Origin of the sequence: Dyadobacter sp. (assembly GCF_017744695.1) — a bacterium.
Taxonomy (GTDB): Bacteria; Bacteroidota; Bacteroidia; order Cytophagales; family Spirosomataceae; genus Dyadobacter.
Window position 1 is genome coordinate 409,664 of the sequence record NZ_JAGIAS010000001.1, and the last position, 24,797, is coordinate 434,460.

Below are 24,797 nucleotides of genomic sequence, written 5' to 3' on the forward strand. Positions count from 1 at the left end.
AAAATCAATAAGCTGTTAATAAACCCCCGTAATAGCGGGAGTTCTGATACCGGGTTTGATCTCCCCGCTTATATAAAACCACTGGTTTTGCCAATGCACCACCGGCAGCGTAACACGGGCCGGAATATGCTGCTGCCGCCCCGCAAACTCCCAGGAATCGGTGTCGGGAAAGTAGTACAACAGGTCGTTGGTGATCCCGGGATGCGAGGATGGCGTCTTGTATTGCGCCGTAACCGCATCAACTCCTCCCCAGAACAAAAACCGGTCGCCCTGTATCACCGGCAGCACCGCGCCGCCGGCCGACATGCCCCTTGGCATTGCCGCCAGTTTCTCCCAATGCGCGCTTCGCCCTCCGACTGCATGCTGAATGCTCAGCCGGTAACCGTCCTGATGAATCAGCCTGTACGGATTTCCTTTGGAGTTAACCGCCGTCGCCTCGCCGCTGAACATATAAAAAGCACCGTCGAATGTCGCGCAAACGGGGAAAATACGCGCTGGTCCGGGCCAGGCCTCCATTTCGGTCCAGCCGCTTTCCATATCCCGCAAGTCGAGCAGCAGGCATTTATTCAGTCCCGGACCTGTGGGTGAAACATTTCCTCCGACCACGATCAAAAGATCGTCGAGCACTGTGCCGGACATATTAGCCAGGGAAAAAGGCAGTGAAGGATACTGATGCTGCACCAGGGCGCGCCCGTCCCATTCATAGCCGATCACCCGGCTCAAATGCTCGCGGGCATTACTGCCCCCGATCAGAATTACCTGCTCGTGATAGGAAACCGAAACGCCATAGCCGGCAGCGGTTTCCATTTTCTGCGGCAGCTTTTTCCAGCTACCGCCTTGTTGGAGCAGGTAAATCCCGTCGTACCATTTCTTGATGCCTCCCTCCCACGGGTAACCGTCAGGAAAATTCGCACCGCCCATACAGAGCAGCGCGCCATGGCTCACACCCGCGTACATGCCCGCAAACCCGCGCTCGTCGGGCAAATCGGGCAATGCATTCCATTTCAATGCGGTTTGTGCAACAGCCGCTTCAACTACCATCATCATTACAACAATTGAGAAATATTTCATAAAAGCCATCATAGCGCACCTTCAAAATCGACAGTCATCATCAGCACGGCTCCCGGCCCGGGTTCCGCATAGCCACCGGTAATCAAAACCGATTTCCGATGCCGGTGATCGGAAACAAAACACAAGTTACTGGTAAGAGGTAGCGCCGTATCCAGACTTGCCAGCAACCTTCCCTCAGGCGAAAGCACCTGAATGGCCTGCATGCCATAATGGGCCACCCATACACGCCCCTGCGCATCGGTTGCCAGCCCGTCGGGCAGATTATCGACCGGCCTGCCCGAGCGATGTCGAGGCAGCTTCGCCCAAACCCATGCCGGTGAAAGCTGTTTTTCATTCAGGGGAATGGCCAGTATCCTGTTCTGATAACTTTCCGCGACATACAGCAGCGAATGATCCGGCGACAATGCAAGTCCATTCGGATAATCCAGGCCGCCAGCTATGCATTGCTGTGCCCCGTCTTTTCCCAGTTTGAAAACCCGGCCGCTCTCTCGTACGGAATCGGTAAAAAACACATTGCCGTAACGATCTTCAATCAGGTCATTCGGGCAATGAACGGTAAGCCCGGAGCATTGCCGGCTGAGCAGCTCTCCGGTCCGACTGCCTGTATGATCAAATTGGACAATGCCGCCCTCCGCACTATCGCACACCCAATGCGAGCCCTTTGCCATGATAAGCTGGCCATTCGGGCAAACGGCTTCGGCCCATATTACCGGGGCTTCCCCCGGCCGCATCCGCCAGACCTGGCCGCCGCTCAATGTCGTAAAAAACAAATTCCCGGCGTCGTCCACACAAGGTCCCTCGGTGTAGAAAGGCAGATCCAGCAGTTTTACCGTCGTGCTGTGAAGGTTCATAGGATGTCAGACATGTTCTTCAAAAGGGAACAGGGGTACCTTTCGGTTTTGGTATGCAAAAAGGGTCATATCGGCCTGTGTTACCCCGGGCGTATCGACCTGAATAATCGACGGGCAGACATCGCTGTACGCAGCAATGGGTGCATTGACGCCCTTGGCCACGATCCCCCGGAAAGCATTCGGATCCAGGCCCAAAGCCGTTAGCTGCCGCAGGCTGTACGGCGGAGTGCGCCTGGTGGTAAGCATCACCGTGTTGCCGTTCAGGGTAATTACCACCGCCGTAGGGCCCATATCGTAATGAACAAACCCGCCATGCCGCGGGGCATCCTCCTTAAAGCGCCCGTCGGACAACGCACGTACTTCAACGCTGGTTTGAAAACCGTTTTTTCCACCCAGTGCAAGAGAGATAACCGTTCCGGCCTCCGCTTCCCGGCATTGCGCAACGCTTTCCGGATCGTGCAGGCAAATAAAAAAGCCCGAAAATCCGCCTGTTTCCAGTTGTTCGAGGATCAATGTGCTGTTGCCGGGCGCTCCTCCTCCGATGTTGTCACCCATATCCAGCAGCAATGCAGGTTGCGGGTACTGTTCGAAACCTGCCAATACGGCCTGTATGCCCGATTTCCTGCCGTTGAATGCCTGTTTTTGATTCCATAAAAAGTCCGAAAGCATCGATGCAGCTTCCTGTGCCTGATCGGCGGCAACCGGTGAATGCGAGCGATCCGCGATCGCGATGAATCCCGATCCCATTTCATATACATCCGCATAGGGAAAGCCCAATAACACGCTTACCGAAACCAGCCCGAAACGCTGTTTCAACGCTTGCGCAAGCGCATAAAGCCCCAGGCAAGGCTCATTTGAAGTAAACTGCTGTTCGATACTGATGGCCACGGGCGGTTTAGCCAACAGCTGTACCGGTGAAATTTCTCCCCGCAAGGTGCCGACCAGCAGCCGGGCAGCCGCAATGCCGGTCTGTTTCTGATCCACATGAGGGTTGGTAGCATAGGCGATCAGGCCATTGGTCGCATCGACCATCGCCTGGCTTACATTGGCATGAGGGTCCAGCGTGCCGATGACCGGTACCTCGTCTCCCAGTTTCTCTCTCAGCACCGATAACCAATGCCCGTCCATATCGGGGTATGCCTCGGCCACACCAGCGCCATGCGGCGCGACCAGGCAGGCATCCAGCCGTCCTGCCTCGTCCACAAGCTGCATCATGCGATCCAGCAATTGTTCATAGCAATCCTTTGTGATCAGTCCTCCCGGTGTGGCCATTGCATAGAATATCGGGACCAGTTCCATATCCGGGGCGCTGTCTATTACCTCGATCAATCCGCTGATCTCGTGGTTGGCCCCCTGGTATTCTTCCCTGATCCGGCCCGATTCCAGCCAATACCCGTTTTGAAAATCGGCCAGGGTCGTAGCGGATTCGATAAACGTATTGGTTTCATGATAGATCCCCAGCAATCCCACACGCCGGGGAGCGGGTTGAAAATCAAGCTTCTTTGGCGCTGATTCACGCATAATCGGGTTATTTACCTAAATAAATGACGGCATCTACTTCAAATTTGAGCAGGTCCCCCAGGCAGCCTATCAGGGTTGTGCGTGCGGGGAACGGCTCCCGGAAGTATTCCCGGTAAATGGCATTAAAACTGGCCAGGTCCTGCTGCCGGCCGACGTAATTTCTCACCTGTACGGCATCGCCAAGGGTTGCTCCCGCCGCCTCGACGATCCTTTTCAGGTTGTCAAAGGATCTGCGGCATTCGCCCTCAAAAGTGTCGTTGACGATCTGGCCCTGATCGTCGACGCTCGCCTGACCTGACACGAAAAGATATTCACCCGAGACGATCCCCGGAGAAAAAGGTAAATGGCTCTGCGGGACCGGCCCGGTAACCACGTGTTTCGTTTTCATAATACCCCAAATTTCTGATATGCTTCTACTGCCTTCATTCCGTCCCTGATCGCATCGCGGGTGACATTCTCCGCAGAAACCTTTTCGAGCGCTGCTGCCAGCACCTGTGCTTCCACGTGCTGCGGTACTACCACAATCCCGTCCTGATCGGCCATGACCAGATCGCCAGGCGCAAATTTCACCCCGTCGACCTCCACGACCACATCCAGATCAACGACCTTCTGGCGGTTTTGGCTGTCGTAAGGGTTTTTACCGGTCGCAAACACGGGGAATCCCATGGTGGTCATTTTGCCAATGTCACGTACCGAACCGTGGACGATTACTCCCACGCAACCGGCATTGCGCGCCGCAGTGGAAAGCAGTTCGCCCCAGATACCCGACCGGTTGGAACCGCCGGCCGCGCAGATCAGTACATCGCCGGGCCGGCACGAATCGACCGCCTGCAATTCGAGCTCATATGGATGAGGATCCTGATGGTACATATCTGCCCACAGTGTGGTCTTGCAACGGCCCATCAGCTTTTCGGTACCGGTATAGGCGAAAAAAGGCGTCCGGGTAGCCTGCCGGGTAAATCCCAGCTGGTCGAGCACGTCGGCCAGCACAGCCACGTACAATTTGTCTTTCAATTCTTCAAGATTCATTTTTCAATTTGATTTAATACCTGATTTTCAACGGGGTCTGTCCTGATATATCTTAAAACCACCGCGCACACCAGCATCATACCCGCCGCAACCTTGAACATGGCTGACAGGGCTACATCGGCATCGCGCAGCATTCCTCCCGCGTAAATCCCCAACCCGCCCACAATGCAGCTGAACATATTGAGAATGCCGTACGCCGTCGCCCGGTAGCGTGCATCGACGATCGTGCTCAGGATAGGCATCATGTTCGCATCCGTAAAAGTGCGAGTGAGCGCATACAACATGAAACAGCCAATCGCCACCGACAGTACGGCCGTATTACTGGCCAGAAAAATAGCCGGGGCGCCGATCAGCAGACCGTAAAGGGGCACCAGCACGCGCGCGCGGGGATTATGCCTGCTCCACCTGTCGGCCAGAAAACCGCCCAGCAACACGCCCGTTAGCGATGCAGTGTGAAAATACCCCGTCGAATACACCCCTGCCATGCTTTGCGACAAGGCGAAATGCTCCTTAAAGTAGGTCGGCAGCCATGCCACTACTAGCCAGCCGACAATGCTGATCAATCCCCAGTACAGGATCGCAAACAGATACGACCGTGTCCTGAGCAGCTTGCCGATCGTTCCTGCAAAACCCGAGGGTCTATCCGGGCCCATGTCTGATTTCTGAGCGGTTATTTGAGGATCACGCAACGTAAGCGCCAGCAGTATTGCGTAAACGATGCCAAAACCGCCGAAGACCTTGAATGCAAAATTCCAGGAATGGTTTTCCGCAAGCCAACCGCCGATAAAACCCAGGCTCTGGCCAAACATTACACCACCCATATGGATACCCGTGGCCAGCGATTTGGTCTTTTCCGGGTGATAATCCATGATCAGGGCCAGCGCGGCGGGAATGTAGCACGCCTCGCTGATACCCATCAACGCCCTCGTCGCAAGCAATTGTTCGAAAGTGACGGCCTGCGAGGTGAGCCAGGTAACCAACGACCACACCAGCAAGCTGACGATGATTACCCTGCTCCGGCTGAAACGATCGGCCAGAAAGCCCGCAACAGGACTAAGCAGGCCATATACCCAGAGGAAAACAGAGGTAAGCAGCCCGAACTGGGTCTCCGACATCGGAATCGCTGCCACAATCGAGCTGCGCATGGTGGTGATCATCATTCTGTCGAGGTAGTTCAGACAACCTACCAGGCAGAGCATACCAACCACCAGCCAGGCATACAAAGCCGGCTTGTCTTCCGGAAAGGGTTTTGCGATCTTCATGTGTACCGTGGGTTTGCAGGGTATTTTTGGTAAACTGGCGAAGCCCGTAATGATTTAGCTGACAGGCGTATAGAAACTCTCTATTTCCTCCATCATCTCGACGATCTGCTCGTCGGTCCATGGAAGAGGCTTGGCCAGCAGCGGCGGCTTGGGTTCGCCAATGACGATGTTGTAGCGTAAATACAGGGCTCGATTGAAAAAGGACCAGATGACCGGAATGATGGTCTCGATAAACTTCTGAAAAGTCAGCATATATTCCATCGCATGCATAGTCTCTCCGGCCAAGAACGACTCTCTGATGTATTTGCAGGTTGGGCCGAACAGGTTGTAACTCGTGCCGATCGCCCCCACGGTACCACAAAGCGCCGCCTGGCACATCAGCTCGTCGGCCCCGCTGAACAATTTCCATTGCTCTCCTGCCCTGTTTTTAATGGTGCTGATTTCCAGCATCTTGTCGGTTGTCAGTTTCATCCCATGTACCTGCGGCAATGTCAGAAGCCGGTCGATCACCTGCATATTGGCCGCATTACCGATCTGGTAAGGAAAAAAGGGCACGTCGGTAGCTTGCGCGATACGCCGGTAATGCTCGAAGGCCATGTCCGCCGAAGCGCCATAGTAGATCGGGCCGACAGCCGAAATACCGTCGGCGCCATGTTCGGCGGCGTGCCGTGCCAGGCGGATGGATTCTTCCGTATTGAGGGCACCCACCTGCACCATCACCGGAATACGTTTTCCGGCTATTTCCAACGTCAGCCGCGTAATCTGTTTGCGTTCCTCTTCTGAAAAAAGGAAACCCTGCCCTGTCGAGCCCAGCAGATACAATCCGTCCACCTTTTGGGCGATCAACAATTCGACGAGCTTTTCGAGCTCCTTCGGGTTAAGGCTTCCGTCCGGATTCACCGGTGTAAAAAGCGCCGGCCACAGGCCCTGGAAAATAGAACTTTGCTCACGCATAATCTTGATTAAAAAGAATTTGAATTGTTTTTATCCATTGATGTGACGGCATCGTGTCCGTCGGAGGGAGTTGAAAACGCTGGTCCACAGCGTTCATATCTTTAAAGCCGCTGCCGGTTATCAGGCACACCACCGGGCGGCTTTTGTCCACTTCATTTTGTCTGAGGGCATTTTCCAACCCTGCCACCGCCACTGCCCCGGCTGGTTCGCAAAAAATGCCCTCTTTTTGTGCCAATGCCCGTTGCCAGCCAAACACCTGCTCGTCGCTGACACGATGCCCATTGCCGCCCGACCGCCGGCAATGCCCGATTACCGCATCCCCGTCGATAACGCTGGCAACCTGCAACCCGCTGACGGCAGTTGTGGACGCCTTCACCGGTACTGCCGCGGCGTCACCGTTTCGCAACGCGCTCACGATCGTATCATTCCCTTCCGGCTGCACACAATGCACCGCGAAGCCCGTGCCAACCTGCTCTGCTCCGCGGCAGACCGCCAGCGTAAGCCCTCCGCCGCCGGCGGGCACAAAAAGCTGCACATCAGCAGGCAGTACTTCGGCTATCTCCGCGACGATCGTTTCGACTCCGCTCATCGCGGACGGACAATACCGGTAGGCACTAATCGGGAGAGGAAGGTGATGCAAGCGGCAAAGCGCTTCCAGTTGGTCAAAAACGAAGGTGGTAGTCTCCGGATCTTTGCCAAAGTTTTTCACCATCACAACCTCCGCGCCGTAAAGCTGCATTTGTCTTACCTTCTGAACCGGCGCCCCGTCCACCGCGACGATCACGCAGCGGATACCCGCGGCCGCACAGTAGGCACTGAGCGCGGCACCGGTGTTCCCACTCGATGTCGCAATGCACACTTTTTGTCCGCGCATATTCATCTCCGAAACGAGCACAGCCGCAAACCGGTCCTTGTACGAACCGGTCGGATTAAGGTTTTCCAGTTTGAAATACAATGCATCCAGGCCCAGAGCGGCCCCGATACTTCGCGAACGCACCAAAGGGGTTTCGGCTTCACCGAGCAAAACCCGGTTTTCCGCTGCTACCTGCGGCAATAGCGTATTATGTCTCCAGATGTTTTTCAAAATTGATCGGGGAATTGATTCCGTTTTACACTATACCCGCTGAAATTGGGCTTAAAACCGCCGTCGACGACCAACGTCGTTCCGGTAATATAGGAGGCCCCTTCTGAGCTCAGCCAGCATATTGCCGCAGCAATTTCCTCAGGGCTCGCGCCCCGTCCCAGCGGCACGCTGTCATTGACCGCGTCAATCAAACGTGCGCTTACGTCATCGCCACCGGCATCGCGGTAATCATGGCTCAATGCAGTCTCCACATAACCCGGGCTTACCCCTACCACCCTGATCCCGCTGCGCCCGTAAGTGACCGCCAGCTCGGCGGTCAGGCTGTTGAGCGCGCCCTTGGAGGCAATGTAGGCCGGGGAGGTGCCGGCAGGCCGGTCGGCCATCATACTCGACACGTTCACAATCACAGCCGGTCGTTTCAATGCCTCCATCCGCATCGCCACCGTGCGAGAGAGGAACGCCGGCGCGGTGAGGCAGATCCGCATCGTTTTCTCCCAGGTCTCGACCGGGATCGTCCGCATTGTTTCGATCGTCCGCCAGGCTGCGTTATTCACCAGGACATCCACGGTCCCCCATTTTGCAAAAGCATAGCCTATGAGCTCATCCCAAAAACCGGTTTCGCCCAAATCGCCCGCAAGCGATAAAACTGGTTGATTATGCGCTGTCTTCAACTCCTCTTCCAGTGCTGACAATCGCGACGGATCCATGTCGGTCAACACGAGCTTGCAGCCTGCCGAGGCAAATGCGCTGGCTGTCGCGCGACCAATCCCACCGGCTGCCCCGGTAATCAAAACCACCTGGTTTCTATTCATAAATCGTATGTTTTCTTCTTTGCGTAATGGGCAGAATGCCCCCCAGCGCGTCGCCGGATGCCACTTTCACGATAGCCCTTTTGAGAAAGACAACTCCCCCGACGTCGGCATAAACCGGATGACTGGCACCGGACATCGGATCAAAGATGTGCCCAAAGCATTGGCCTGTACTAACCATTTCCCCCAATGCCACTTCACTCATCAGTATTCCGCCGGCAGGCGAAGGCATTTTCCCCTGAAGGTAACCGCTGTCGGCGCGGTGATCTTCCAGCCAATACGGCTCGGAAAACCGGCTTACCTCTCCATCCACCATCCCCAAAAACCTGAGCAGATTGATCATCCCCGCCACATAGGTATCGACCACTTGCTGGCGAAACCCGGTTCCACCGCCAAATTCGAGGTAAATGGCCGGAACGTTTGCATCCCGTGCGACCGACAACGTTCGTCCCTGCGGCCGGTAATCGGTGCCCCAGATCAACAGCATATCGAAGCAGCGGGCCATTTGCCGCTGCACATCCAGCACATGTTCATCAGGATGCAGCATATATCCTGCCAATGGATGGATCTCGTAGGTCAACCCTCCGGTGTGCATATCCACGTAATAATCAGCCTGTTCTATCATTGTACTGATCCGGGCGGCATAGGCTTCGGACACCGACCCGTTGCGGCTACCCGGGCAAACGCGGGCCAAATCCAGCCCGTCGCTCCCCTGCCGTGTCCCGTTCGTGTAAGCGTCGGGATTTACGACCGTAACCACGGTGACCTGGCCGCGCATGAGCATCGTCGGTAAAATTGCAGCAAGCCTGGCCGCCGCCGCCATAGGCTCGTATTCGTCACCATGCACGCCCGCGGAAATCAGCACGGCGGGGCCCTGCTGTTTCGCGGCGATAACAGTGGTCAGTACATTTTCAGTGCTCTCCTTCATAGTATGCTCCCCCACAGGTGGGTTGGACTTCGTCAAAAATATTCAGCGTTTTAAAAAGCGTTACGGCAAGGCGCTGGTGCCCGGTGTGATTGGGATGCAACGGGTCATTCAGCCACTCGCGATGAACTGTTTCCGCAGACCGGCCCGCGATCTCCGAATTCCATTCGGCATGATGATCCGCCAGGATTACATTTTCGCGCCCGGCCACCTTTCTGATCACTGCCACATATTCGGCAAGCGATGCGCGTTCGGGTGCCTTTTCGGCGATAATCGGGTTGGGCGTATGCAGGATCGGCACGGCATTCATCGCCCGAATCTGGGCTACTATTGCTGTTAGATTGGTTTCAAAATCCGCCAGCGTTACCTGATTACGGGCGCAATCGTTGGTCCCCAGCATAACCGATACCACCCCCGGCCGGAATTGTCCCACGCGCCAATCCATGTCATTCAGAATATGACGGGTGGTATGCCCGCTCATGCCGGTATTGACTACGATGTCACCTACCCGCGCCAGCTCCCACCGGAGGCGCTCCGCGAAAATTTCGGGATAGCTCCGATGCCCGTGGGTATGCTTGGCACCCTGGGTAATGCTGTCGCCGGTAAAAACCCAGACACCACGTGTTTTGCCACTCAGCAAAGCCGCTATTTTTTCCAGATCCTCTTCTGCCGAGCATGCTTTCCTGCTGGCACGGGCGTTCGCCCATCCGGGCAGCGCTCCCGCGAACGCACCAGCGAGCGCACGCAGGAGAAAAAATCTTCGTGAGCGATGATGACCCTCTTTCATGTGGCCGCTTATTGGTACAACCATTTTTGCGAAAACCGCTTCACATTGGTCACCGACAAATGCGTTTTCTTTGCCTGACTTCCGGCGCAATACCCCAGCAACACATCGTTTTTGGTGAAATGGATTGCGATGTAACAGTACCAGCCGTCGGGGTCGGCTTCGATGTTCCGGGTGTTGACCCAGGTTTTACCATCGTCCTTGGAAATAGCCACCGTCAGCGGCGTGCGCTTATCTTTCGTCTGGGGTTGGCTCCCGTCGTTGTTATTCCATACCAGTAGCAGGTCCGACGTGCCGGGAATCCTTTTGATAGAAGCCGGCGACAGTGGCGAAGCGATGTTGCTAGCCTCGATATGCGACCAGCTGGCACCCCGGTCGGACGAATAGGACAATTGCTGCACACCACCACTGGCACGAATGAACATCATGATCCGGCCGTCCTTCAACTCGATCAGCCCCGGCTCCTGGGTGATAATCTGAGAATTGTTAGGCACCGCGGGAGACGATTTCCAGGTGGCTCCCTGGTCATCGGAATAGTAGCTGTACAGCGTGGCCTGATTCTGCCATTTGCCGTCGATCGCCCGGTGCAACGCGACAGCCATCATCAGCCGGCCATCTTGCAGCTGGATCACCCGGCTGTTGTTCAGCACGAAATAGCCCTTCTTGTCGGTAATGCAAGGCACAGGAGCGCTCCACGTCTTACCTTCGTCGGCAGAAGTCCTCATCTGGGGAATACAGTCGGTCTCCGAATTCTTTTTCAAATAAAACAGGGCTATTTTCCCGTTTTTCAACCGGAGGAGCGATACCGACATGACATTCATGTCCCCTTCCCGCTCTACGATCAACTTGTCGGCCGATGTCCATGTTTTGCCACCGTCGCGGGACAACCTTCCGGCCAGGTAGGCAGGTGCGTGGTCGCTGGTAGAACTGCCGGTGTAACGGCTGTATATAAAGAGGATATCACCGTTTTTCAGTGTGATAAAGTCCCCTTCACTGTTTCGCGGGTTATCCGGGCCGGGGTTGAGCTGCAATGCGAGCTGCGGCTCGCCGGCTGATGGCTTTTGGGCGTAAATACCGGATGTAACAAGCAGGGACACAAAAGCAGTAAGAATGAATTGTTTCATGAGGTTAAGAGTTTAATTCAGCAATGGTCTGATCAGTAGCCCGGGTTTTGTTTTACCTGGGGTTCGAGGCTTAATGTAGCCTCCGAAATGGGGAAAAGCAGCAGGTAATCCTTGCCGACACGGTCCTTCAAGGAGGGGATTTTTTCGAATGCTTTGCCAAAACGCACCAGGTCCCACCATCTTTTTCCTTCAAAAACGAGTTCGAAAAGACGCTCCTGAAGAATGGCCTCGTCGTTGGCCTGCTTGCTGCCGCTTACAAATACGTGCTGTTTATAGGCTGCGCCATAGGCCCTCTCCCGCACCTTGTTAATTTCAGCGGACGGGTCCTGCCCCAGTGCATTCTTGGCTTCCGCTTTCATCAGCAGCAGGTCCGCATACCGGTAGAGGATCACGTCGTCAAGGAATAGCCGGACGCCGGAGTTGACAAAACCATTGAACTTCACGGCAAGCGATCCGACAAATTTGGGGGTACCCGAAGCGGAGGTGTAGACCTCGATAAAGGAGGCTTTCTTTCGGCTATCGTCCGGGGTAAACTGGCTCCGGATCGTCGCAGACGGCGCCCAGTAATTCTGGCCTGCGGGCAGGCCGATCGCCGCTTTGGTTTCCGCATCCAGGTCGGACGGTAAAAACGCTTGCGGGAAGTACATCAGGCTATAATGGTTATCAGTCACTTCGATGTCTTTGAAACGTACCGCCATCAGAATCTCCTTGTTGCCTTTATTGGTATAATCAAAAATGTCTTCGAATTTGGGGAGCAGGCTTACATCTGCTTTTTCGGCCTCGGTAATGGCCGTCAACGCGGTATTGAAATCGGCCTCGCCCCCGTTGAGCCTCCTGGCGGTCCAGAGAAATACATCCGCTTTCAGGGCATTCAAAGCCGGCTTCGACCAGAACTGCCGTCCTTGCGCGAGTGCATTGGATTCACCAAAAAGCTGGACGGCCCGGGCAATATCCTCCTTGATAAAAGAGAAAATCTCGATCACCGGCGTGCGGGGCTTCTGAATGGAGGCCGGGTCGTAACCCTCGGTCGGCTCGGTCACCAACGGCAGGTCGCCCCAGGTTTTGGCCATGGTGAAGTAGGTAAATGCCCGCATGGTGTACGCCTGGGCGAGAACATTGTTTTTACTCGCCTCAGAAGTGAAAGCGATTTTCGGCACATATTTCAGGATCAGGTTGGCCTGATGGACAATATAATACATCCCCAGCCAGTTAGGTCCGGCCGTGGTCACGTCCAGGCTGTTGTCGTGGTAGCGCTCCCGGCCACCGGAGCCCTGCACGCCCAGTCCCATGACCTCGCTGCGGCCTTCACCCCACAGGTACAGGTTTTCCGACGCCTGTCTTCTCAAAAGCACATACAAGCCGTTCAAAGCGCCATTCGCATCGTTTTCCGTTTTCCAGTACGAGGCCTCCGTGATCACGCTCACAGGCGCGACATCGAGGTTTTCGGTGCAGGACTGGTTCACCCCGGCACATAACAGTACCAGGCAGGCCAGCATTTTATATTTCATCTTCATCTGAATCGTCGTTATGGTTTTACAGTGAAATATTCAAGCCGAGAATAATGGAGCGGGGTATCGGGTACCTTCCCCTGTCGACTCCCCCTTCCTCGGGGTTCAGCCCCTTGTAACCCGTGAAGTAATGCAGGTTATTGGCCGTCACATTCAGCCGTAAACCATTGATCTTTGCCCTGTTTAGGATCGACTTGGGAATACTGTACGCCAGGGTAAGTTCCCGTACGGCCAGGTAATCGCCCTTTTCATAGTACATCGAATTTCCTCCGCCGATACCACCGCGGTACAGGTTGTTTTGTACCTGCTGATCGGCCCAGTAAAACCGGGGAATGTCCGTAATGTCTCCGGGTTTCTGCCATGACCTTTTCACATCCGAAAGCAACCCTATTTCGCCCTGAAACTGGCCGATCATTTGTGCCCTGGGATAATTCTGGATCGTGTGACCGGTCGTGTAGTCCATCCGCAGCAACAGGCTGATCCCTTTGTACTCCAATGAATTGGTAAAACCTCCCGTCCAGACCGGATAAGGATTTCCAACATATACCCTGTCCTTTTCGTCGATCACCTTATTTTGATCCGCATCCAGCCAGTTCACATCTCCGCCATATTTGGTCTTGTTGGCACCCGTTACCAGGTTGTCCACCGGCCCGGCGGCCGCCTCCTCGTCGGTGGCGTAGATGCTCAATTGCTTATAGGTGTACATGTCGCCGATCCGGCCGCCCTCCTGCAAGCCGCCCATCCAGGCGTAACCATTGATTGCCGGGTTCCAGACGTAGACACCCCCGATACGGTTGTTTTCAATGCCGTTATAAGGCAGGCTGAGGATCTTATGTTTGGTCTGCGCCGCATTGAAGGATACATTCCAGTTGACGGCGCTGCTGGCCGGAAGCACGCGCGCGCTCAATTCGAGCTCTACCCCTTTATTTTCCAGACTTCCGAGGTTGGTGAGTACGCTCGAAAACCCGGTCGACATTGGAAGGCTCAGCGAGGTAAGCAGGTTATCGGTAACCCTGCGGTAATAATCCAAAAGCAAACTGATCCTGTTTCCGAACAGGCCGACATCGGCGCCTACATCAAATGTTTTCGAGCGTTCCCATTTCAGATCCGAATTAGAAATCGTCGTATTAAGTACCGCTGCATTGGTCGAGTACTGGTTACCGACGCTGTAATTCCCTTGCGCGGTAAAGTCGCCGAGGCCGCTGATATTACCATTCACACCGTAGCTTGCCCGCAATTTCACACGCAGGAGATTTTCGGGCAGCGCTTTCCAGAATTCCTCCCGATGCAGGTTCCAGCCGACAGATACACCCGGAAAAACACCCCATTGGTTGTTACGCCCCAGGTTGGAAGCGCCGTCGTAACGTGCGCTGAGGGATATCAGGTATTTTTGGTCGAAATCATAATTGATTCTCGAGAAATAGCCGATCAGTACCTGACTGCTCTCAGACCCGCCAACCGCAACCGGCTCAGCCGACGCATTCAGGGTAGGTACCAGATCGGACGCTGCCTTTCTGCCGGTCGCGCTCAGGCCTGTGGCAATGCGGTTGAAATAAGAAATACCTGCCTTTATTTCCAGATTGTGCTTGCCTGCCAGTGTTTTGGTATAGGTCAGTACCCCATCGGCCTGATACTGCTCGGTTTTATCAAAAGAACCCGTGGCATTGCGCGTATCCACGTACAAGCCCGGTCCATTATAAAATGCTTCCTGGAACGACCGCGCCTCGATCGTGGATTTGAACAACGACAGCTGCGGGTCGAAGGAAAGCCCCGGCAAAATATCCCAGTGCGAGCCGATCGCCAGCGTCAGGTTATCGCGATTGTTCTTGGCTTTGATTTTATTGAGCTGATACACCGGGTTCCCTATGCTCTGGCCGGTCCCGGGCGCGAGCGTCCCATCCTCGTAGGCATATTTTGCGGTTGGGGCCAGGCCAATGGACCGCTCGAAAAGTGAATTGTCGGAAATACCCTGGTTGTTGCCGGAACTTGAAAACATCAACCGGCTGTAAAACCGGAGCTTGTTGCTGACCATCAGATCGCCATTTAAGTCAAAGTTCAGCCTCCGGTATTTGGTGGTAATCGCAATCCCTTCCGCATCCATATAGCCGAGCCCTGCGCTGTAAGTAGCCTTTTCCGTCCCGCCGCTCACCGAAACGTGATGATTTTGCGATAGCGCCGTTCTGAAAAGAAGGTCCTGGTAGTCCGTCCCTTTAAATAGCAGTGTTTTACTGGGATCGACCGGATCGGGCATGCTTTCCCATCCTTCACTGAGCTTATGCTGGTTGGCGGGTGTGAGGTATTGGGTGGTGTAGGCCGTATTATTGGTCAGGTCATTCCCGGTACCGGAGCTATTGGGCAATGTCAGCTTATTGAGGTTGGCTGGGTTCTTGACCGACGAGGCCACCGTACCCAACCGCTGAAAATAGAGCCAGTCGCGTGCAGAAAGCAGGTCATATCCTTTGGCAAGGCTCGATATTGTCGCGTCGTACTGGTACGAAACCCGCACTTTGCCGGCCTTTCCCGACCGCGTAGTGATGATCACCACGCCATTGGACGCCCTGGCGCCATAAATGGCCGTAGCAGCCGCATCCTTCAACACCTGCATCGATTCAATCTCCTCCGAGCTGATGTCGTTCATATTGGAACGGATCACGCCATCGATGATGAAAAGCGGCGCCGAGCCGTCCGGATTGTTGATCGATGTCCCTCCCCGCAGGATAATGCGCGGCGCATTACCCGGCAAACCGGACGTGCTCTGTACCCGCAGGCCAGCGATAGAGCCCTGAAGGGCCGAAGCCGCATTCGCGAAAGGGATGTTTTCAAGCACCTTGCTGTCGAGCTTGGAGATGGAGGAGGTGATGTTTTCACGTTCCTGCTTTCCATAACCGACTACCACCACTTCATTCAGGTTGTTCTGGTCGGGTTCCAGGACCACGTCGAGCGCAGTCCTGCTTCCGACCCGTTCTTCATGCGTACGATAGCCTACGAAACTAAAGATCAAAATGCTTTCCCCGCCTACGCTAATCCTGTACTTCCCCTCGGCATCCGTATTCACTCCCTGCTGGCTGCCTTTTACCACGACAGTCACAAAGGGCAGCGGCTGGTTGTCCTGACCGGACTTTACCTGTCCGGACACTACCAGATCTTGCGCATACACCGCTGAAACCACGAACCACAGGCCCGCGATATTCATCGTTGTTTTGATCGTTTTGCTTTTAATGTAACGCATAAAATTTCAAATCATAAAGGTTTATATCGGGAATTGTCAGAAATGCAGAAGAATGATTGGATGTTTATTTGTACTACAAATGTAATTATAGGATTTTAATATAAAAGCGTTTGTCTGAAAATATTATAAAAGTTGTCGATGTAGCCATCTTTAACTTACCTTTGTCCCCAAAAGGAAACTGAGATCAATGAAAGCGAGCGCACTGGGCCCTATGGAAAGCCTGTCGATGACCGACAGGGTGGAGAACATTCTAAGGGAATATCTGATGGACAATGGTTTTAAACCGGGCGATTCGTTGCCCAACGAAACCGAGATTGCACAAAAACTGAATGTGAGCCGTAATGTGGTCCGCGAAGCGCTGAGCCGGCTGAGGATGCTGGGCCTGATCGAAAGTCGCACGCGGCGCGGGATGATCATGGCGCAACCCGACCTTTTCGCGGGTATTGAGAAGGTCATGAGCCCGTCGATCCTGAGCCATGACAATCAGAAGGATCTTTTCGAGCTGCGGCTGATCCTTGAAATGGGGATCGCCGAATTCCTGTTCGCCCGCAAAACCGATAAGGACCTCGAAGAGCTCGAAGCGATCGTCAATAAACAGAAGGGGCTCAAATCGCTCTCGCGGGAAGACGAGATCGAGTTTCATGGCAAGCTGTACGAGATGACGGGCAATGATACGTTCAGACGTTTTCAGACGCTGCTGTTCCCGGTCTTCGATCACGTATTCAAGGAGTATTTAGAAAAGGGCATCCATACCGATCTGCCCAACCCGGTCTCTCACGCCGATCTTTTCGATGTCCTCAAAAATGGCACCGCCGCACAATTCCGCAATGCGATGTATGGCCATCTGATGCCGTACTTTACAACAACGCTTCAAAACGGGGTACAGACATCGTGATAGCCAGCCCGGTCTGCAAATGATCCGTTCCCGAGCATCGACGATGGTGGCCTATGGCAAGGATTTTTAGCATTGTTTGCTTATCAACAAACAGCTCATGCCATGCAAGCTTTTCAGATCAATGTTTCACCAGAAATTATAGAGGATTTATATGCCCGCCTCGGCAACACGCGTTGGCCCGACAGCCTGCATCAGGCCGACTGGCAATTGGGGACAGACATTACTTACCTGAAAGAAATCACAGACTACTGGCAAAATACCTTCGATTGGCAAAAACAGCAGGAGAAGCTCAATGAGCTTCCGCATTTCACTACCGAAATTGATCGGATTAACATCCATTTTATTCATCAGAAGGGAACAGGCTCCAGGCCACTGCCGCTGTTGCTATGCCATGGCTGGCCGGATTCATTTCTCCGGTTTCAAAAACTGATACCGCTTCTGACAGATCCGGCCGCAAACGGCGGCGATCCCAACGACGCTTTCGATGTCATTATTCCGAGTTTGCCGGGCTTTGGTTTCTCGGACAGGCCTGCCGAAAAGAAATCCTTCATTGCCTGGACCGCCGGCCTGCTGCATAAGCTGGTAACCGAAACGCTGGGCTACGCATCGTACGCCGCCCATGGCGGAGATGTGGGTAGCGGCGTAGTCGAACGTCTTGGAATGGATGTGCACGGCTCGCTGGTCGGGATTCACCTGCTGGACATTCCTTACTGGCATCTTTTCGCCATACAGCCCGATGATTTAGACACGCAGGAAAAGCAGTACCTCCAAGCAGGTCAAACCTGGCAGTTCACCGAAGGCGGCTACGCCATTGAACAATCCACCAAGCCGCAATCGCTGGCTTATGGCCTGAACGACTCGCCGGTGGGCCTGGCTGGCTGGATACTGGAAAAATTCCACCGTTGGAGTGACTGTAAAGGCCACCTTGAAAATAGTTTCACCAAAGACGAGCTACTCACCAACATTACCTTGTACTGGGTGACGCAGACCATCCGGTCGTCGTTCACACCCTACTTTGATGAGGATCAAACCCCGCCGCAAACGAACACAAAAATTAGCGTCCCAACCGGCGTAGCCATATTCCCAAAGGATATCATTCCTGCCCCCAGAAGTTTTGCCGAAAGATTTTATAATGTTGTCCGCTGGTCTGAAATGCCCAGAGGAGGGCACTTCTCGGCGTGGGAGGAACCTGAGCTGCTGGCTGCCGAACTTCGGGAGTTTTTCCGGCCATTACGAACGGAATGACGGCAAACACCAGCCCTCCTCTCATACCCAGGCATTGTCACTGCTACGGCCGTTCCGATTAACTATTTTTATTCGTACGCAGAATCTTTTTAATTGCAACTTTGCGATTGAGGCGAGCATCCTTCATTGCCTGGTCAACAAATGTATAGTTTACTCATTAATGCAGCTACCGTCAGTTGCCTGCTCTTCTTGTCGATCCTGGCTGCGACTAAGAGGACCCAGAATATTCTTGGCTACCGTTTTCTGGCTGCACTTTTTATCGGCCTATCCTTTGATTTCACAGACGAAGTACTTGCCGCTGTCGGAACCTATAACCGGTATCCCTGGCTGAGCGTGGCTTTTCAGCCGGTTTTGTTCACATTCGCTCCCATTATCTATTGGGCTACCTTTTACCTGACTTCCGTTTCCCAGAAATGGTCGCCGGGGATCTTCTATCACTTTATTCCCTATGCGGTCATCCTGCTGCTGTATTTCAAAAGTTACGTTTTCACAGATGCCGACCTGAAGTCCCTGAGCCAGGCGGCGGTTTCTGCCGAATACAATCCGGTTGATACTTTCCTGGTGGCTTTGTTCTTTATACAGGTCGCCATTTACATGTATTTCTCAATCCGCAAACTGGCGGAGCACCGAAAAACGTTGCCTTTGTTCGTGTCCAACCTACCCGACAATGATTATCACTGGCTTTCCAATATCATAGCGGGCATGTGCATTTTGTTTGCGGTGTCCTTCGCCGAGGCTTTTACGGACAGTGCACACCGGTCGGGGCTTTTCCCGTCCGTTTACCTGTTGGGATTTTATTATGTCGGCCTTCAGTTGGTCCGGCAGCGGGATGTTTTTTCTTTGCTGGAAGAACCACTTCCACAATGCCCGGATAGCGTTTCCGAGGACGAAGGTGTCGTTGTCCAAAAGAAAAAAACAATCAGCGACGAAAAGATCGCGCTCTACCATCAACGACTGTTAGCCGTAATGGAATCGGAAAAGCCCTATATGGACAGTGAAATTACCTTACCCAGGCTGGCGAAGATGATTTTGCTGAATACTTATCAGACCTCCTACCTCATCAACTCTCAATTCAACGAGAATTTTTACAATTTCATCCATCGGTACCGACTGGAAAATTGCAAAAGAATGCTTCTCGATAGTGAATTCGATCACTTGAGTATTCTCGACATTGCCTTCGAGTCGGGTTTTAATTCGAAAACCTCCTTCAATACGGCTTTCAAAAAGTACACCGGCTGCTCCCCGAGGGAATTTCGTGAGCGCGGCAGGCCTGCAAACGGCGCATGAGGAAGTTCCGGTTTATCATACAGTTGATTACCAACAATTTAAATACAAAAGAAATACTTAAACCCGAACGTTTGCGGTTGGGCCGGCAGGTACCTTTGCCCGGTAAAATTATCCATCCAACCTCCAAACCAAGCCGGAGATTTCGCCATGAAATGTATTTCTCTATGTACGCTCATTGTTACTTTTTTTCTTTTATGTCCGTGTGGTTATGCACAGACCAAACTGTCGGTCGGGGTACGGTTTCTGCCCTCGTCGACCATGTTCCGCTACGATACCGGCGTTCCTATTGCCGATTTTCTCAAAATAGCGCCGCACTATTCAAGGATTCGAACGGCGCAGGGTGTGGGTGTAAACTATAACCCGGCAAGAAAGCTCCATGTCGGGGCCGATTTGCTTTATGCTTTTCAGGGCGGCGGCTTCGAGCAAAGGCGGGCCGATCTGGCCTACATCCATGTACCGTTATGGATCGGATACAATACCGCACCTGAAAAAAAGCTGATTTTCACGGTCCAGTCGGGCATACAGCTTTCTTATCTGACCCATGCAAAACTCCAATATGAGAATGGCACTTCGGCCAACATTGCGCCGTACCTCCACAAAATGACTATGGGTATTCCATTTGCCATCGGGTTCAAATTCCGATTGACGCCTTCGTACTACCTGTCGACCCAGCTTTACCTTTCTTCCGATCTGAAATCACTTTCCAGGACCAATAAAGAATTTGGTGTATATAATTATGTATTTCCAGGCCTCAGAATCGCCTTAGACCGTAACATTTAATAGCCATAGAAATGAAAATGTCATTATTCCAATCCCCCCTTTCTTTCGTCATCCTTGCCGCATTGTTTTGTTCCTGTGAAAAGAAGGTACCGGAGCCTGCCACTGTCAGAGAAGCGGTCGACAACGCGGTTTATCCTTACATCGCCACAGGTGCGAACGTCGGCGTCATCGTCGGGGTTGTCCAAAACGGCAAACGGCAAATATTCAGCTATGGCGAAAAAGAGCCGGGCGGGCCGGAACAGATCGGACCGGCATCAGTTTTGGAAATAGCCTCCATTACAAAAACATTTACCGCTATCGCGCTGGCAAACATGCATTTGCGCGGGGAGTTGAACCTGGACGACCCGATTGAAAAGTACCTTCCCCAGCAGGTAAAAATCCCGTCGTTCAACGGAAAAAAGATTACCCTCCGCCACCTGGCAAACCATACCTCCGGGCTTCCCAGACTCCCTTCCGACATGGACGATGACGCTTACAATCCCTATGAAGGTTATACCGAGCAAAAGATGTACGAATTTGTCAATGGCTACACCCTGGACCGCGAGCCCGGGAGCAAGTTCGAATATTCCAATGTGGGATACGGTTTGCTCGGACAGATCCTGAGCCTTCACAACAAGTCGAACTACGAGGAAATGATCACCCGGAACGTGCTGAAACCCTTGGGTATGAATCACACCACCGTTTCATTCACCGAAGCGCAGATGTCAAACCTGGTGAGCGGGCACCACGGAAACAAGCAGGTCGAGTCGTGGAGCAAGTACATGGCCAACATCTTTCAGGGCACGGGATCGCTGATTTCCAATCTGGAAGACATGCTGATTTTCCTGGAAGCGAATATGGCTTTGACGGACAATCCACTCAAAGAGGCCATCAGGCTCACCCACCAACGCACTTTCACTTACGATGGCGATCATCAGGACGGCATTGGCCTGGGGTGGGCGCTGGTTGCATTTGACCAAAAGAACTACATTTGGAAAAACGGCGGCAATGGCGGCTATACTTCTTTTATAGGGTTTGATGAATCGTCCAAAACCGGCGTGGTAATCCTGCTAAACTCCTCGCTTAACCCCGATCCATTTCAGACACAAATGGGGTTTGAAATCCTGCGGGCGATAAATGGGAAGTTGTAGTCTTGTATGAATGGGCCTCCCGATCGGGTCATTGAAAACCAGCGGATTCATAAATGCGTCGTTATCCCACCGATAGATTTAAAACATAGCGTTATGTATAAGTAATGTGAAACAAGGCTAACACACCAGTCGTAGCAGGAGGCCGGTTGCCTTCGCGCGGCCTGAATGCACGAAAATCACCATTGCCCTATTCCCCGGGCGATCCCCTCCACGATTTGCCCTTGCTGAGCTAGTGGAACAACTTCCTGCATTTGAAGTTTGAGTTTAAGCTGGAAAACGTTTTCCACTTTAAGTTTTCTAAATATATTGGCTTTAATCGTGCTAATGGTGGACACTTTCCGGCATAGTTGGTTAGCGATCCACTTGGTCCTCTTTCCTTCGCAAAAATACTCCGCAATCTGATGCTCATGGGCTGTAAGCGCAAGGGGCCGGGTAGTTTTAGATAGCTTTTTCGGGTCCTCCAGATCGAGCAATATCCATAATATGCTGGGGCTGATGTATTTCTTTCCCTCAGCAACGCGACGGATGCATTTTACGAATTCTTCCAACTCGCCTTCTTCGCAAAAGTAACCGCTTACCCCTGCATTCAGATTGGCAGTCACCACTTCGTACTCTACGGTGCCGGCAAAAACAACGATTTTGGAAGCCGGATAAAATTCGCGGGCGGCGAGAACATCGTTCCTATCTTCGCTCCCGACGGCCGAATCGGCCCTGGCTACGATCAGGTCGACCGTTTCGTGGCGGCAGTCATCGCCAGCAAAGGATTTGAGCGTCTCCGATTCAAGGATAGTGCTATCAGGAAGCCTTTGTTTCAGGAAAGCCACCAATCCGTAGCGATATATCGGCACTCTTTCAACAACAAGTATCGTCATGCCCTATGGTTTATTAGTATGATGAAATCCATTCAAAAAGACGGCAGTCACTTCTTGGCATCTTTCCGGAAAATCCGGAAAGATGCCATAACTACCGGCGTTTAGGCATTTTATTTACTAACAATGATCTTCTGTGAAGTTTCGGTACCATTCGCCCGGGTGATGTTGACCACGTAAATCCCATTGGAAAAGTTCTTCATATTCAACTCGCCGGTCTGAGGGACCTCGCCATGATAGACCTTCATACCCCTGGTGTCGTAAATGTTAACCTCGGCCCCCGTCCCGGAATCTTTGATAAAGAGCCTGTCAACTACCGGATTGGGATATACGTATGCGATTGATTCGCTCCCTTCCAGTCGCACATCGCGGATGGCACTGTATGCAAAAGTCAGGTCTTTGTCCACCATTTTCAGACGGTAGAGGTTCTGGCCGCCTGCCGGTGACTGGTGCGTAAAGTCATAATTGCGCAAAACTGTGCTCTCCCCATGTGATTTAACCATGCCGATTTTGGCCCAGTTTTTCCCGTTTGTGCTGTGCTGCACTTCGAAATAATCGCTATTGGTCTCCTCGGTAGTGGCCCACCTCAGCATTACCACGCCTCCTTCTTTGGCCGCATTAAACGAAACCAAAGTCACAGGCAGGTTAAGGTCTGCACGGGTGTATATCGACGCAGCGTCATCATTAGACTCGCTTGCCAGCAAGTCGCCGGGAGGATTAAGGTTAGCCAAAAATCCGACCGTAAGATCGGTAGTTACCTTCGTTGTAGGCAGATTTTCCAATGTGATCGGATAAATGACATCCGCAGTCATCAATACATCCTTTGAAAATCCCGTATACGAATTGGTCGCAGCATTATAGGTCCAGTTAAACATATCCCCACCGGCACCGGAAGGTATCAGCGACGTGCTGCCCTGTAAATCACTGAGCGATATAGTAACCGAGGCAAAGCTGCTACCCAGGTCATCGCTGCTTAGCTGTTGGTCCAGGATTTCTGCCGTGATGTTAAAAGTGATCGTAACCTTTCCCGGAAAAAGGGCAGGTGCCGGGGTGATATTCGGCGAAGTCAGGTTCATGTCAATGGCCTGAGCACTGGCTTCGAACGTTCCGAAAGCCAGTAGCAATGCAAATAAGGAAAATGCGTAATTCTTCATGGTCATAGCTTGTTTGATTAGTTAGCGAAATATTCAATCTGTTCTGCATCCTGGTTATTGAGCAGGTTTACCTCCCCTCCTCCCGCACCGTTCGGGATATTGACGGGTAGCGAGAAGGTCCCGTTGGTAGCGCCGGGAGTCAGTGTTACGTAAAAAGCGAGCCTGCGCTGGCTGCTTTTGGGAATGACAGTCGTGGTGGTAAAAATGTAGTAGCTGGCATCCTGGGTTGAAGTCCAGATGCTGTTCTGTACGGAAATGTTACCATTGGCCGGGGCCGTCGCCTGGGTCTGGTTCCAGACAAAATTGGAAAGCAATGGGTTCTTGGGGATCCTGACCGTGATAGGCCCGCCGTTGGTTGCAGTAACAGCCCCCACCTCCACCGCCGACAACACCACTTCCAATACCTGCGTACCATGGACAATGGCAGGGATTACGGAAATGCGGGGTGAAAGATCCGGCCCCATGCCCGCCAGCGTGTAGGCAATATAAGTATTGGGTGCAATGGAAGCCGTGGTGGTAATAGACCCGTCGGTAATGGTACTAGCCCCTCCCAAAATCGAGGTAGCATCAACAGTCGACGGGATCCTTACCCAGTCAGACCCATTCCACCCCACGATTGTCAGCGAAGACAAAACGCTTCCTGTGAGCGCGGTAACGTTACTTGTCGCATCCCACGTCAACGTGATTTTGGTAGCATTCGCGCCATCGATATCCCAGTATTCCACATTGCTTACCGCCTTGATACCAGGCCCCCGGGTTGTCATGCCGATCGGGAAAGGCCCGCCATTGGGAAGGGCCGGATAGTTTCCGCCTGTGAAAAGATTGCTGGTGACGGCAGTGGCGGGGTTTGCGAAAAAATATGCCCCCATTGTCCCGTCCACCGAAGCAGCAAACTGCCCCAGGTGGCCATTGTCGCCCACCGGAAATATAAATTGCCCCGCGCCATACTTGCGTACGTACCCGTCCACATAACCCGCGTCGGATGCGCCAGTGGAAGTCAGGTTATCCCCCGAAAAATTGAGGATCCCGAAATTCCCCGTCGCCCGCTCGGTCAGGATTACGCCCGGTTGCGCGCCGCTGCCGCCGGCCACGAAATCATGGTTACCGAAAAAGGTCATTTGTGCCCCACCGAAAATCGTGGTGTTGCCCTGGCTGCCTTCCTGGGCCTGCGACTGATAGACCAGACCGAACAAGGCGATTAATATCATCAACCAGACCTTGTCCCATTTCCGGGACATGGATGGTCTGCAGTATAGTTTGTTTGTAGTTTTGTTCATCATGTTTTT

22 protein-coding genes are annotated in these 24,797 nt (G+C 53.2%); 5 read left to right on the forward strand and 17 right to left on the reverse strand.

Features of this window, described 5'->3' with window-relative positions:
- Positions 1–15 precede the first annotated feature (15 nt).
- From J7619_RS01495 to J7619_RS01560, 14 genes are read right to left on the reverse strand one after another with little or no spacing between them, the layout of a single operon-like run.
- Positions 16–1,047 (reverse strand): hypothetical protein, encoded by a 1,032-nt coding sequence (locus tag J7619_RS01495; protein ID WP_291193200.1) that lies wholly within the window; start codon positions 1,045–1,047, stop codon positions 16–18.
- Between the two features lie 32 nt (positions 1,048–1,079).
- The gene (locus J7619_RS01500) at positions 1,080–1,922 is read right to left on the reverse strand and encodes an SMP-30/gluconolactonase/LRE family protein (RefSeq protein ID WP_291193202.1); all 843 of its coding nucleotides are present in this window, start codon (positions 1,920–1,922) and stop codon (positions 1,080–1,082) included.
- 6 nt (positions 1,923–1,928) lie between these two features.
- Complete coding sequence (locus J7619_RS01505; RefSeq protein WP_291193204.1) at positions 1,929–3,443, reverse strand: M81 family metallopeptidase; 1,515 nt, start codon at positions 3,441–3,443, stop codon at positions 1,929–1,931.
- Positions 3,444–3,450: 7 nt separating this feature from the next.
- Positions 3,451–3,831, reverse strand: coding sequence for a RidA family protein (locus J7619_RS01510; RefSeq protein WP_291193206.1), 381 nt, complete (start codon positions 3,829–3,831; stop codon positions 3,451–3,453).
- A complete protein-coding gene (locus J7619_RS01515; protein WP_291193208.1) occupies positions 3,828–4,472 on the reverse strand; it encodes an RraA family protein in 645 nt (214 codons plus the stop codon). The genes J7619_RS01510 and J7619_RS01515 overlap by 4 nt, the downstream gene beginning before the upstream one ends.
- Positions 4,469–5,734 carry an MFS transporter gene (locus J7619_RS01520; protein ID WP_291193210.1) on the reverse strand — a complete coding sequence of 422 codons (1,266 nt, stop codon included), beginning with the start codon at positions 5,732–5,734 and terminating at the stop codon, positions 4,469–4,471. The genes J7619_RS01515 and J7619_RS01520 overlap by 4 nt, the downstream gene beginning before the upstream one ends.
- A gap of 54 nt (positions 5,735–5,788) precedes the next feature.
- A complete protein-coding gene (locus J7619_RS01525) occupies positions 5,789–6,688 on the reverse strand; it encodes a dihydrodipicolinate synthase family protein (RefSeq protein WP_291193212.1) in 900 nt (299 codons plus the stop codon).
- A complete protein-coding gene (locus tag J7619_RS01530) occupies positions 6,681–7,772 on the reverse strand; it encodes a pyridoxal-phosphate dependent enzyme (RefSeq protein WP_291193214.1) in 1,092 nt (363 codons plus the stop codon). Before J7619_RS01530 ends, J7619_RS01525 begins: the two co-directional genes overlap by 8 nt.
- A complete protein-coding gene (locus tag J7619_RS01535) occupies positions 7,769–8,584 on the reverse strand; it encodes an SDR family NAD(P)-dependent oxidoreductase (protein WP_291193216.1) in 816 nt (271 codons plus the stop codon). The genes J7619_RS01530 and J7619_RS01535 overlap by 4 nt, the downstream gene beginning before the upstream one ends.
- Entirely contained in the window at positions 8,577–9,509 is a 933-nt protein-coding gene (locus tag J7619_RS01540) for a succinylglutamate desuccinylase/aspartoacylase family protein (RefSeq protein WP_291193218.1), read from the reverse strand. Before J7619_RS01540 ends, J7619_RS01535 begins: the two co-directional genes overlap by 8 nt.
- Complete coding sequence (locus J7619_RS01545) at positions 9,493–10,293, reverse strand: SGNH/GDSL hydrolase family protein (RefSeq protein WP_291193220.1); 801 nt, start codon at positions 10,291–10,293, stop codon at positions 9,493–9,495. The genes J7619_RS01540 and J7619_RS01545 overlap by 17 nt, the downstream gene beginning before the upstream one ends.
- An 8-nt stretch (positions 10,294–10,301) precedes the next feature.
- Positions 10,302–11,414, reverse strand: coding sequence for a sialidase family protein (locus J7619_RS01550; RefSeq protein ID WP_291193222.1), 1,113 nt, complete (start codon positions 11,412–11,414; stop codon positions 10,302–10,304).
- Positions 11,415–11,446: 32 nt separating this feature from the next.
- The gene (locus J7619_RS01555; protein ID WP_291193224.1) at positions 11,447–12,928 is read right to left on the reverse strand and encodes a RagB/SusD family nutrient uptake outer membrane protein; all 1,482 of its coding nucleotides are present in this window, start codon (positions 12,926–12,928) and stop codon (positions 11,447–11,449) included.
- Positions 12,929–12,947: 19 nt separating this feature from the next.
- Positions 12,948–16,151 (reverse strand): TonB-dependent receptor, encoded by a 3,204-nt coding sequence (locus J7619_RS01560; protein WP_291193226.1) that lies wholly within the window; start codon positions 16,149–16,151, stop codon positions 12,948–12,950.
- 187 nt (positions 16,152–16,338) lie between these two features.
- Between J7619_RS01560 and J7619_RS01565 the strand changes: the two genes are divergently transcribed.
- The 5 genes from J7619_RS01565 (at position 16,339) to J7619_RS01585 (ending at position 21,488) form a co-directional block, all read left to right on the forward strand.
- Positions 16,339–17,046, forward strand: coding sequence for a FadR/GntR family transcriptional regulator (locus J7619_RS01565; RefSeq protein WP_291193228.1), 708 nt, complete (start codon positions 16,339–16,341; stop codon positions 17,044–17,046).
- A 102-nt stretch (positions 17,047–17,148) separates the two neighbouring features.
- A complete protein-coding gene (locus J7619_RS01570) occupies positions 17,149–18,291 on the forward strand; it encodes an epoxide hydrolase family protein (RefSeq protein WP_291193230.1) in 1,143 nt (380 codons plus the stop codon).
- 141 nt (positions 18,292–18,432) lie between these two features.
- On the forward strand, positions 18,433–19,578 hold the full coding sequence (locus J7619_RS01575; protein WP_291193232.1) for an AraC family transcriptional regulator: 1,146 nt from the start codon (positions 18,433–18,435) through the stop codon (positions 19,576–19,578).
- Between the two features lie 147 nt (positions 19,579–19,725).
- Complete coding sequence (locus J7619_RS01580) at positions 19,726–20,358, forward strand: outer membrane beta-barrel protein (RefSeq protein ID WP_291193234.1); 633 nt, start codon at positions 19,726–19,728, stop codon at positions 20,356–20,358.
- A gap of 11 nt (positions 20,359–20,369) precedes the next feature.
- Positions 20,370–21,488 (forward strand): serine hydrolase, encoded by a 1,119-nt coding sequence (locus J7619_RS01585; protein ID WP_291193236.1) that lies wholly within the window; start codon positions 20,370–20,372, stop codon positions 21,486–21,488.
- Positions 21,489–21,664: 176 nt separating this feature from the next.
- Here the strand turns inward: J7619_RS01585 and J7619_RS01590 are convergent, their stop codons facing one another.
- The 3 genes from J7619_RS01590 to J7619_RS01600 all read right to left on the reverse strand — a co-directional run bounded on the left by J7619_RS01590 (position 21,665) and on the right by J7619_RS01600 (position 24,749).
- Positions 21,665–22,360, reverse strand: a complete 696-nt coding sequence (locus J7619_RS01590) for a response regulator transcription factor (RefSeq protein WP_291193238.1) — start codon at positions 22,358–22,360, stop codon at positions 21,665–21,667.
- Positions 22,361–22,470: 110 nt separating this feature from the next.
- On the reverse strand, positions 22,471–23,511 hold the full coding sequence (locus J7619_RS01595) for a T9SS type A sorting domain-containing protein (protein ID WP_291193240.1): 1,041 nt from the start codon (positions 23,509–23,511) through the stop codon (positions 22,471–22,473).
- A gap of 17 nt (positions 23,512–23,528) precedes the next feature.
- Positions 23,529–24,749 (reverse strand): hypothetical protein, encoded by a 1,221-nt coding sequence (locus J7619_RS01600; RefSeq protein WP_291193242.1) that lies wholly within the window; start codon positions 24,747–24,749, stop codon positions 23,529–23,531.
- Between the last annotated feature and the right edge of the window lie 48 nt (positions 24,750–24,797).